The organism is Vibrio fujianensis, assembly GCF_002749895.1.
Classification (GTDB): Bacteria; Pseudomonadota; Gammaproteobacteria; order Enterobacterales; family Vibrionaceae; genus Vibrio; species Vibrio fujianensis.
The window spans coordinates 4,055-15,002 of sequence record NZ_NBUS01000029.1; the positions used below are offsets into that span (position 1 = coordinate 4,055).

Annotated in this window: 9 protein-coding genes and 1 tRNA gene; 3 read left to right on the top strand and 7 right to left on the bottom strand. The window is 41.6% G+C overall.

Annotated features, from left to right (window positions below; all coding sequences use genetic code 11):
- The first annotated feature begins 213 nt into the window (after positions 1–213).
- The gene (locus B7C60_RS00985) at positions 214–1,176 is read left to right on the top strand and encodes an integron integrase (RefSeq protein ID WP_099610043.1); all 963 of its coding nucleotides are present in this window, start codon (positions 214–216) and stop codon (positions 1,174–1,176) included.
- Positions 1,177–1,222: 46 nt separating this feature from the next.
- Here the strand turns inward: B7C60_RS00985 and rplT are convergent, their stop codons facing one another.
- The 5 genes from rplT to B7C60_RS01010 form a co-directional block, all read right to left on the bottom strand.
- A complete protein-coding gene (rplT, locus tag B7C60_RS00990; protein ID WP_040992521.1) occupies positions 1,223–1,576 on the bottom strand; it encodes a 50S ribosomal protein L20 in 354 nt (117 codons plus the stop codon).
- A gap of 41 nt (positions 1,577–1,617) precedes the next feature.
- Complete coding sequence (gene rpmI / locus B7C60_RS00995) at positions 1,618–1,812, bottom strand: 50S ribosomal protein L35 (protein ID WP_099610044.1); 195 nt, start codon at positions 1,810–1,812, stop codon at positions 1,618–1,620.
- 104 nt (positions 1,813–1,916) lie between these two features.
- On the bottom strand, positions 1,917–2,468 hold the full coding sequence (infC, locus tag B7C60_RS01000; RefSeq protein ID WP_099610045.1) for a translation initiation factor IF-3: 552 nt from the start codon (positions 2,466–2,468) through the stop codon (positions 1,917–1,919).
- 3 nt (positions 2,469–2,471) lie between these two features.
- Entirely contained in the window at positions 2,472–4,400 is a 1,929-nt protein-coding gene (gene thrS, locus B7C60_RS01005; RefSeq protein WP_099610046.1) for a threonine--tRNA ligase, read from the bottom strand.
- 206 nt (positions 4,401–4,606) lie between these two features.
- A complete protein-coding gene (locus B7C60_RS01010; RefSeq protein ID WP_099610047.1) occupies positions 4,607–6,490 on the bottom strand; it encodes a DEAD/DEAH box helicase in 1,884 nt (627 codons plus the stop codon).
- Between the two features lie 617 nt (positions 6,491–7,107).
- On the opposite strand from B7C60_RS01010, the gene rnb reads away from it, so the two are divergent.
- On the top strand, positions 7,108–9,111 hold the full coding sequence (gene rnb / locus B7C60_RS01015; protein WP_099610048.1) for an exoribonuclease II: 2,004 nt from the start codon (positions 7,108–7,110) through the stop codon (positions 9,109–9,111).
- A 121-nt stretch (positions 9,112–9,232) separates the two neighbouring features.
- On the opposite strand, the gene B7C60_RS01020 is transcribed toward rnb, so the two are convergent.
- Together B7C60_RS01020 and B7C60_RS01025 are read right to left on the bottom strand one after the other, a co-directional pair.
- Positions 9,233–9,589: a DUF3024 domain-containing protein gene (locus tag B7C60_RS01020; RefSeq protein WP_099610049.1), complete on the bottom strand. Its 357-nt coding sequence runs from the start codon at positions 9,587–9,589 to the stop codon at positions 9,233–9,235.
- 132 nt (positions 9,590–9,721) lie between these two features.
- Complete coding sequence (locus B7C60_RS01025) at positions 9,722–10,393, bottom strand: MaoC family dehydratase (RefSeq protein WP_099610050.1); 672 nt, start codon at positions 10,391–10,393, stop codon at positions 9,722–9,724.
- 325 nt (positions 10,394–10,718) lie between these two features.
- Between B7C60_RS01025 and B7C60_RS01030 the strand changes: the two genes are divergently transcribed.
- Positions 10,719–10,809, top strand: a tRNA-Ser gene (locus B7C60_RS01030).
- Positions 10,810–10,948 lie beyond the last annotated feature (139 nt).

The following is a 10,948-nucleotide window of genomic DNA, read 5'->3' on the forward strand; positions in this document are numbered from 1 at the left end:
TTTTTATACAGCAAATTGCCCTAATTTATTCCACGCTACCGCCATCTTTTTACAAAAAGCCAGTGATAAAAATAGCACTATACACAACAAATTCATAAAGTTATAAAAAATAACTGAGGGGTAGTTCTCATTAAATAGCAAAGTGCCATTTAGTTATTGACGATACAACAAACCAATACTACTGTATATAAAAACAGTTAAATGGAATTTTGAATGAAATCACAATTTCTTTTAAGCATAAAGGAATATATGCAAACTAGACATTACGCCAATAAAACCATTGAGGCTTATCTGCATTGGATCACAAAGTACATTATTTTTCATAATAAAATCCATCCTAACCAAATGGGGTCAAGTGAAGTTGAGCTTTTCCTCAGCCATTTGGCCGTAGATAAAAAAGTAGCAACTAAAACCCAAGCCCTTGCTTTAAATGCACTTAGTTTCTTGTACCGCGAGATTATTAAAGAACCATTAACCATTGATATGAAATTTCAAAAATCTCAATTAGACCGGAAGCTTCCTGTTGTTATGACGAAAGATGAAGTGAAACGTTTCTTCAACCACGTCGATCCTAAATATCAACTTCCGATCAAATTGCTGTATGGATCTGGACTCAGATTAATGGAATGTATTCGCTTACGTATTCAAGATATCGATTTCGACTATGGCGCATTAAGAGTTTGGCATGGTAAAGGCGGTAAAAATAGAACTGTCACTTTAGCAAAAGAACTCTACCCTTTACTTCATGAACAAATCGCATTAGCAAAAAGATATTATGATAAAGATATGCAAACCAAAGGCTATGGCGGCGTTTGGTTGCCACATTCGCTCGCAGAAAAATACCCCACTGCACCATTTGAGTTTCATTGGCACTACCTATTTCCATCACATAGCCAATCGATAGATGGAGAAAGCAACTTATTAAGAAGGCAGCATATCAATGTATCTTCATTACAAAGAGCAGTAAAAAAAGCAGTGCGAGCGGCTGAGATTGGAAAAACAATATCTTGTCATACACTCAGGCATTCATTTGCAACTCACCTTCTGGAGTCAGGAGCAGATATCAGAACAGTTCAAGAGCAACTCGGTCATTCTGATGTAACCACGACACAAATATATACCCATGTCATTGATCGAGGTGCTAACGGCGTATTAAGCCCTTTATCACGGCTATAAAAAAGGAGAGCATCAGCTCTCCTTCTTCAAACTAAGCAGCTCGGATTTATAGAGCAGCTTTTGCTTTTTCAACAAGCACAGCAAACGCTGCTTTGTCAAATACGGCGATGTCGGCTAGGATCTTACGATCGATCTCGATAGATGCTTTCTTAAGACCGTTAATGAAACGGCTGTAAGATAGACCATTTTGACGAGATGCAGCGTTAATACGCGCAATCCACAGCTGACGGAACTGACGCTTTTTAGTGCGACGGTCACGATAAGCGTATTGACCTGCTTTGGTAACAGCTTGGAAAGCTACGCGGTAAACACGTGAACGTGCACCATAGTAACCTTTAGCTTGTTTTAGAACTTTTTTATGACGTGCACGAGCTTGTACACCACGTTTTACGCGAGGCATTATGTCTCTCCTAAACTAAACGATAATTAAACTAAAAAGAATTAAGCGTATGGCAACATGCGCATAACACCAGCCACTTCACATTTCGGAAGGATTGAGTTAGGGCGTAGTTGACGCTTGTTCTTAGTAGTACGCTTAGTCAGAATGTGACGTTTAGTAGCGTGCTTGAACTTTAGACCACCAGCTGTTTTCTTAAAACGCTTAGCAGCACCTCTGTTGGTTTTCATCTTAGGCATGATGAATAACTCCGCATTGTAGTAGTTTAATAAACAATGTAATTAAGGCGGAAAACCTAGCTGTTACAATATAAAGCTAGGTTTATCACTTGCTAGGCCTCTAATTACTTCTTCTTAGGGGCTAACACCATGATCATTTGACGACCTTCAATTCGCGTAGGGAAAGATTCTACAACAGCAAGTTCTGCTGTGTCTTCTTTCAAGCGATTAAGAACATCGACACCGATATCTTGGTGTGCCATTTCTCGGCCACGGAAGCGAATTGTTACTTTCACTTTGTTGCCTTCTTCTAGGAAACGGGTCAGGTTGCGTAGTTTTACCTGATAGTCTCCAATATCAGTTCCAGGTCGGAATTTAACTTCCTTAATCTGAATCTGTTTTTGCTTCTTTTTCTGCTCTTTAGCAGCTTTACTCTTTTCAAAGAGGAACTTGCCATAGTCCATCACACGACAAACTGGTGGCTCGGCGTTAGGGCTGATCTCTACAAGATCCATACCAGCTTCTACGGCCGCTTCTAGTGCTTCGCTGATCGATACAACACCAACGGACTCACCATCTGCGCCAGTTAAACGCACTTCACGAACGCCACGAATTTCACCGTTTAAACGGTGCTGGTTTTGTTTGGCCGGCTGTTGGCCACGTCTTCCGCCTTTAATAGTTTATTCCTCCAGATTAAGCTTACGGCTAGAAACTTCGGCTTGGATGTGTGTAATAAAGTCATCCAATTTAAATTTACCTAAGTCCTTGCCCTTTCGAGTACGTACTGCGATTTCACCGGCTTCCATTTCTTGGTCACCACAAACCAGCATGTACGGTACACGTTTTAAAGTGTGTTCGCGGATTTTAAAGCCTATCTTCTCATTTCTCAAGTCCGCTTTCGCACGAATACCACATTTTTGTAGCTTTTGTACGACTTCTTGAGCGTATCCTGCTTGTTTATCAGTAATATTCACAACTACAGCTTGCTCAGGAGCCAACCATGTTGGGAAAAAGCCTGCATATTCTTCAATGAGGATACCGATAAACCGTTCAAGAGAGCCTAAAATAGCACGGTGAATCATAACTGGCACTAAACGTTCATTATTTTCGCCGACGTAAGTAGCACCAAGACGAGAAGGTAAGTTAAAGTCGAGTTGAACTGTACCACATTGCCATGCACGATCTAAGCAATCATATAAGGTAAATTCAATTTTAGGGCCATAAAATGCCCCCTCACCGTCTTGAATTTCATAAGCAATGCCCATGGCTTCGAGTGATTGTTTCAATGCTTCTTCTGATTTATCCCAAATTTCATCACTACCGACCCGTTTTTCAGGTCGAGTAGATAATTTCACCGCGATATTCTCAAAACCAAAAGTATTATAGGTATCATACACCATTTTGATACACGAAGTGACTTCTTGCTGTATTTGATCTTCAGTACAGAAAATATGTGCATCATCTTGAGTGAAACCACGTACACGCATGATACCGTGTAATGAACCAGAAGGTTCGTTACGATGACACGAACCAAATTCCGCCATGCGTAAAGGTAAATCACGGTAGGATTTCAAACCCTGATTAAAAATTTGTACGTGACCGGGGCAGTTCATCGGCTTAATCGCGTATTCCCGATTTTCAGATGATGTGGTAAACATGGCATCTGCATATTTATCCCAATGTCCAGAACGCTCCCATAAAACGCGATCCATCATCAAAGGACCTTTTACTTCTTGGTAGCCATATTCATTCAATTTATGACGAATAAAAACTTCTAGATCACGGAAAATTGACCAGCCATTATGATGCCAAAACACCATACCGGGCGCTTCTTGTTGCATATGAAACAAATCAAGTTGTTTACCAATTTTGCGATGATCGCGCTTAGCGGCTTCTTCTAATCGAGTAAGGTGTGCTTGCAATGCTTTTTTGTCGTGAAAAGCGGTGCCATAAACACGCTGTAGCATTTTGTTATCGCTGTTGCCACGCCAATAAGCACCGGCGACATTGAGCAATTTAAAGTGCTGACAAAAGCCCATATGTGGAACGTGAGGGCCACGACACATATCAATATATTCTTCATGGTGGTAAAGCCCTGGACGATCATCACGGGCTACATTTTCGTCCAAGATTTCCATCTTATAAGGTTCACCTCGAGATTCAAAGGTATCTCGTGCTTCCTGCCAACTGACTTTCTTTTTAACGACTTGATATTTTGTTTTCGCCAGCTCTTTCATCCGCGCTTCAATGATATCTAGATCATCTTGTGACAGAGAGTGTTCAAGATCAATGTCGTAGTAAAAACCGTTATCAATCGTTGGGCCAATTGCCATTTTTGCTTCTGGATACAATTGCTTAAGAGCATGACCTAGCAAATGGGCACAAGAGTGACGAACAATTTCTAATCCATCAATGTCATCTTTTGTGGTGATGATTTCAAGGCTTGCGTCATGTTCAATTAAATCGCATGCATCAACACGAACGCCATCAACACGACCAGCAATAGTTGCTTTTGCAAGACCCGGGCCGATCGATAGAGCGACATCCATAGTAGAAATGGAGTGATCAAACTGACGTTGACTACCATCAGGAAGAGTAATAATAGGCATGATAAATCCTTACAGTGGTGTTGCATACCAAGCAACACGTGTTCAGTATGTGGAAAATAACCATTGATGCTCACTCGGTAATACGAATACCGGATCATCAACAGGCGTGAATTGTACCTAGGTCACATGAGTAATGTAAAGAAAGAATCTTATTCAAACAACAAAGCCCGTAGTTTTAACTACGGGCTTTGTTGGATCGTTATCGGTTAAGCTTCACTACGACGACGAGAGCTGTGGCTACGTTCGCCTGTACGTTCACCACGGAAGTTTCCACGATTGTCACCACCACGGTTACGGTCAAAGCGACGTTCACCATCACGAGCAGGGCGAGAAGAATCACCTCGTCCACGACCGCCACGGTAACCACCATCTCGGTTGCCTTCAGGGCGACGACCACGAGATTCACGGAAGTCATCAAAATCACAGACAACCGCACCCACTTCTTTTTGACGAATACGTAATTTACGAAGTTTACCAGTCACATCCGCTGACATGCTTTTTGGTAACTGGACAAAAGTATGACCTTGCGCCAATTTTATTGCACCAATTGAACCTTTGGTTAAGCCCAATTCATTGGCCAATGCACCAACAATATCTTTTACTTGAACGCCTTGATCACGCCCCACTTGTAATTGATAAGTATCCCAATCAACGTTACGAGCACCGTCACGCCCACCAAATTCACGACGACCAGCACCATCACGACGGTCACCATCACGGCGTTCACGACGACGTAATTTATCACGCTCAATTGCTTCTATCATTGGGTCTTCACCGGTATAGAACAGCGGGCGCTTACCTTGTTGACGTTTCAGTAAGATAGCAGCGAGCGTTGTCGCATCGATCTCTAAAGAGCTCTGCAGTTTTTCGACTAGTTCTGCAAATTTTTCTAGTGCAACCTGACCTTTATCAGCTTCAAGTTCCACCGCAAGTTTTGTTAAACGAGATTCGGCGACTTTATCACGATGAGGAAGCTGAATTTCTTCCATTGAAGAGCGAGTCACACGTTCAATCGTACGTAGCATACGGATCTGGTTAGTACGCACTAACAAAATCGCTTTACCTTTACGTCCAGCACGTCCTGTACGACCAATTCGGTGGATATAAGATTCTACATCAAATGGGATATCGTAGTTAAACACGTGAGTAATACGTGGTACATCAAGACCACGTGCAACAACATCAGTTGCGACTAAAATATCAATCACGCCTTGCTTGATATGATCAACCGTGCGCTCACGTAAAGATTGAGGAATATCACCGTGTAACGCAGCGGCTTTAAATCCTCGAGCACTTAACCAATCGGCTAGACGTTCAGTATCTTGACGCGTACGAACAAAAACGATAGATGCATCCGTTTCTTCCGTTTCCAGTAGACGCGCCATCGCTTCATCTTTTTCAACACCTTTTACTACCCAGTACTGTTGCTCAACTTTCGCAACAGTCTGGTTTGAACCTGCAACGTCAACGCGTGCTGGATTGCGCAAAAAGCGGTCAACAATGTCTTTCACCATTGGTGGCATTGTAGCCGAGAAAAGTACTCGTTGAGCGGTATCTGGCGATTGCTCCATGATCCAAGTAACGTCGTCGACAAAACCCATTTTGAGCATTTCATCGGCTTCATCCAAGACGAAAGTATGGCATTCATCAAGATGCAAACGCTCACGGGTAATCAGGTCTTTCACTCGGCCAGGAGTACCCACAACGATATGAGCTCCGGTTTTTAAAGCGCGCATTTGATCAACGATGGAAGCGCCACCGTAAATTTCTAATACCTTTAGGCCTTTGATATTTTGACCCAGTGTTTTAACTTCAGCAGCAACTTGAATGGCCAACTCACGAGTTGGAGCCATAACAATAGCCTGAGGTTTATACTGATTAAGATCCAATTTGTTTAATACTGGCAAAGAGAAAGCGGCGGTTTTACCAGTACCGGTTTGAGCTTTACCTAACGCATCTCGGCCTTCAAGTAGAAAAGGAATGGCAGCAGCTTGGATTGGAGTTGGTGAAACAAAGCCCATTTCGTTTAGGGCGGAAAGGATGGCACTGTTTAGTGCTAAGTCACTAAATTGAATGACAGTTTCTTGCATGGGGTTCCCACTAAAATAAAAAATAACTAAGGTCCCACGTGCTATACCATTTTCCAACCAATCCTAAAGAAGAGCTGATTCCGTTCAGATGCGGATGAGTATTAAAAAGCATCAAGCCACTAGGGACATCTAAGGGACGCGGATTATTCCTTAAATGCACAAAAAAAGCCAGAAAAAATTGAATTTCATCACATATTTTTTCCTAAAGTCGGCAAAAGATACCTTCTACATAACAAACTGCGCTCTTGATGACGAAATCATACTTCTATCGTTGTTCACGTCTTTAAAAGCAATCTAGCGATCGAACATTCCGTTCAAATTACCGATAAATCAATAAAGTTCATGCCTCTTCTCTATTGCAGGAAATGTTCGTCGTCATACGATAAGAATCACAACATCAGTCTATTAGACTCTTATCTGCCTCCAACTGACATCACGACCATGGGAAGTGTCACGCGCGCTATACTTTTCGCCCATTGCCAAGTACCATGTATTCTATGATAGCTTCACAAAAACGTCCCCAATCTAGGCCACCTATTCAACATGATCAGAATCGCGTTTAGGAAGTACCAGACCACCTAATCCAACTTTATGAATCATAAGGGTTACAATCAAATATGTTTCAAGACAATCCACTGCTTGCTCAACTTAAACAACAAATTCAAGAAAATCTCCCTAAAAAAGAAGGGCAGATTAAAGCGACTGATAAAGGTTATGGTTTTCTCGAAGTTGATAGTAAAACTAGCTTTTTCATACCGCCACCTTATATGAAAAAGTGCCTACATGGCGATAAAGTGGTTGCGATTATTCGCACTGAAAATGAGCGTGAAGTCGCAGAGCCTCAAGAATTGTTAGAACCTGCTATTGCTCGATTTATTGGACGAGCCAAGCGACAAAAAGGGAAGCTCCATGTTACGCCAGATCAACCACAATTGAAAAAACACACCTTAAAAGCGAAAACAAAAAAAGGGCTCAATCCTGAAGAGATCGGTGAAGGCGACTGGGTTGTCGGTACCCTTATTCACCACCCACTGAAAGGTGATAATGGTTTCTTTGTCGAAATCACTGAAAAAATCACTGATGCTGAAGATAAAATTGCCCCTTGGTGGGTCACGTTAGCTGAGAATAATTTACCAAATTCAGCGCCCACTGGAAATAGACAGTGGCAACTCAATGACGATTGTGATTTACAACGAATAGATCTGACATCTCTGCCATTTGTCACCATTGATGGTGAGTCAACCAAAGATATGGATGATGCCTTGTATGCCAAAAAATGCGAGGACGGAGGGTTTGAAGTTACCATCGCAATTGCCGATCCTACTGCGTATATTACTGCAGATGATCCGATGGATAAAATTGCTCGTGAGCGCGGTTTCACCATTTATTTACCGGGAAGAAATATCCCGATGCTCCCCCGCGAGTTAGCCGATAACCTATGCTCTCTGATCGAAAATGAAATTCGCCCAGCACTTTGTTGTACTTTAACTGTCAATAAAGACGGAACCATCAAGGATGATATACGCTTTTTTGCCGCAAATATTCGTTCACGGGCTCGCCTGATTTACGACCAAGTGTCTGATTGGTTAGAGACGGGCCATTCCTGTTGGCAACCCGATGAAACAATCGCGCAAGTTGTGCGGGATCTTTATGAGTTTTCTCAGCGACGATCCGCTTGGCGTGAAACCCAAGCTGTTGTTTTCCCAGACCGCCCAGACTACCGCTTTGAATTAAGCGAAGATAACGACGTGATTGCTATTCATGCCGATCTAAGACGTAGTGCTAATCGCCTCGTAGAAGAAGCAATGATCACCGCGAATATCTGTGCAGGCCAAGTATTGCAGTCAACATTTGGCTGTGGCGTATTTAATACTCACGCTGGTTTTAAAACCGATAAAATAGCTGATGTGGTCACCTTAGTTCAGAATCATGGCGCAGATTTTGACGAAGCGTCACTAACGACTCTCGAAGGTTTTGCGGCTTTACGTCGCTGGTTAGCAAAACAACCGACATCATACCTTGATAACCGAATGCGAAAATTCCAAAGCTATAGTGAAATCGGCAATCAACCATTACCTCACTTTGCGATGGGATTAGAAATTTATGCAACTTGGACCTCTCCGATCCGTAAATATGGTGACATGGTTAATCATCGTATGTTAAAAGCCCACATTTTGGCAAAATCACCAGAGCAACTTCCTGATGAAAATTTGGGAGAAGAGTTGGCAATCCATCGTAAACATCACAAAATCGCTGAAAGAAATGTAGCCGACTGGTTATACGCCCGAACATTGGCTGATGAACCCAATAAAAAAACCAGCTTTCTCGCCGAGATCTTTGATATTAATCGCTCAGGTATGCGTGTTCGTTTATTAGAAAATGGGGCGATGGCTTTTATTCCTGGTGCGCTTATTCTTGATAATAAACAGCGAATTGTCTGCAATGGAGAAGACGGAACAGTAATGATTGATAATGCCTTAATTTACCGCTTAGGCGACACACTAGAAGTCGTTCTGACTGAAGTCAATCAAGACACCCGCAGTATTGTAGCCAAACCCACTCAAGTATTTGCTGATACACCATCTGTACAAGAAGGAGATGCCGCCTTTCCAGCAGCTTAATTAAAAAACGACGTTTCCCAACATAAAAACGGGCACAGTAAGGTACCCGTTTTTATGTTCATCAATACCATTTTTTATGTTCATCAATACCATTCACAACACTTGAAATAAATAGAAATCTTTAAGACCAAAAATACGATTTCGGATCTTTTTCAATTTCTCTGATCAGTGCGGTTAAATCAATACTTTTTGATAAATAGGGGTAAGGGATCCATTGGTACTCAGATCCAATCGGTTCAGCCGGCACATACAAAGCCCACAAACTATGTTCTTCTTCCCAAATCACTCTGGCAACAACACTTGTGTAATCACATTGGTTTGAATCAAGCTTATAATGATGCCAAATAAACTGCACACCATTATCAACAGGTTCGTAACTCGATTTACCTAAGTCCACTGGCAAGCTTTGATTCCGACTTTGGCATAGCCATTCCGCCCTTTTTTCTATCTGACGTTGTAGTAGATTAATGACCGCCATAATTTCCTCTGATGCCGTTACGTTTCACTGAGTATTACCCGAATAAACAAAAGAGTCTATGATCCGTATGCGATTGTCTAATTGATACGATAAAGGGGAGCTAAAGCTCCCCTTCTAATTACCCAATTCAGATTAAAAATGTAGTTGGATCACAGAAACCACAATACAAGCTGGCCGCCTAACCCCTTCAATCTCCACTTTTATTTCACGCTCAATTTCTAAGCCTTTTCTGACTGGTGTTACTTTTGACAGGGTACTCACTGCACGTAGGCGATTACCTGCCTTAACCGGATAAGGAAAACGTACTGAATTTAACCCGATATTAACCACCATTTTAGCAGTAGGAAATAAGGGTTTATCTGCATCAACGCTGTCTGTTAATTTGGGTAATAGAGCTAGAGTTAAAAAGCCATGAGCAATAGTCGTTTTAAACGGAGACTCTACTGCAGCACGCTCTGGATCAGTATGAATCCACTGTAAATCCTCGGTCACCTCACCAAATTGGTTAATACGCTGCTGATCAACCATAAGCCAATCGCCCGTGTGAATCACCTCACCAAGTTTACTCGTTAATTGATCGTAAAGCGCTTGTGCTTCCGGTTTTAATTCAATTTCAGGAACTAAATTAACTTCTTCATTTGCGGGTTGATGAAATTCTTTCACCCATGAAAAAAGCTGACGACTGTTAGCCCTATCTAAAAAACCATCCCAATACTCACGTACCGTTGGCGACATCCATTGCTTAAATTCCGTGTTTTTAACCAAATTCTCAGCTCGATGCTTTAAAAGATCGGTAACTTTCATCAAAACCTCATTCTTAACAAAGAAGCACTGCTAATGGACTAATTTTGAAACACTTCACAATAATTCGCAAACACTTTATGGCTTACAAGTGTATCCTAAAACAAGAATTTAATTTAAAAATCAAATTGTTATAAATAAAACATTATTTTATTAGACACTCGCGCTTTAGAGTAATGACTACCAAGATTTATATAAAATCACAAATTTGAATACAATCCACACCAACCTATTCTCGAATGAAATGTGCAAATTTCAAGCAAAACAACGCTCTACTGCAATTAATACTTTACAAACTTTATACTAATCAATATGATGCAAACCTAATGGAGAGATGGCTGAGTGGTTGAAAGCACCGGTCTTGAAAACCGGCGATGGTTAATAGCTATCCTAGGGTTCAAATCCCTATCTCTCCGCCACATTTAAGCCCTTGATTTATCAAGGGCTTTTTTCGTTTTAAGACGATCAAATGTCACCTAATACCAATCTGGAAAATTAACTGGTCAGATCAATCCAATCTCTTTTACACATTCTTTGTACCCTATCGGTGCATTCCAA

Excerpts from the sequence above, each read along its gene's own strand:
- B7C60_RS01025 (WP_099610050.1), bottom strand. The coding sequence starts at position 10,393 with ATGAAAGTTACCGATCTTTTAAAGCATCGAGCTGAGAATTTGGTTAAA.
- rnb (WP_099610048.1), top strand. The coding sequence starts at position 7,108 with ATGTTTCAAGACAATCCACTGCTTGCTCAACTTAAACAACAAATTCAA.
- B7C60_RS01020 (WP_099610049.1), bottom strand. The coding sequence starts at position 9,589 with ATGGCGGTCATTAATCTACTACAACGTCAGATAGAAAAAAGGGCGGAA.
- B7C60_RS01010 (WP_099610047.1), bottom strand. The coding sequence starts at position 6,490 with ATGCAAGAAACTGTCATTCAATTTAGTGACTTAGCACTAAACAGTGCC.
- B7C60_RS00985 (WP_099610043.1), top strand. The coding sequence starts at position 214 with ATGAAATCACAATTTCTTTTAAGCATAAAGGAATATATGCAAACTAGA.
- rpmI (WP_099610044.1), bottom strand. The coding sequence starts at position 1,812 with ATGCCTAAGATGAAAACCAACAGAGGTGCTGCTAAGCGTTTTAAGAAA.
- rplT (WP_040992521.1), bottom strand. The coding sequence starts at position 1,576 with ATGCCTCGCGTAAAACGTGGTGTACAAGCTCGTGCACGTCATAAAAAA.
- thrS (WP_099610046.1), bottom strand. The coding sequence starts at position 4,400 with ATGCCTATTATTACTCTTCCTGATGGTAGTCAACGTCAGTTTGATCAC.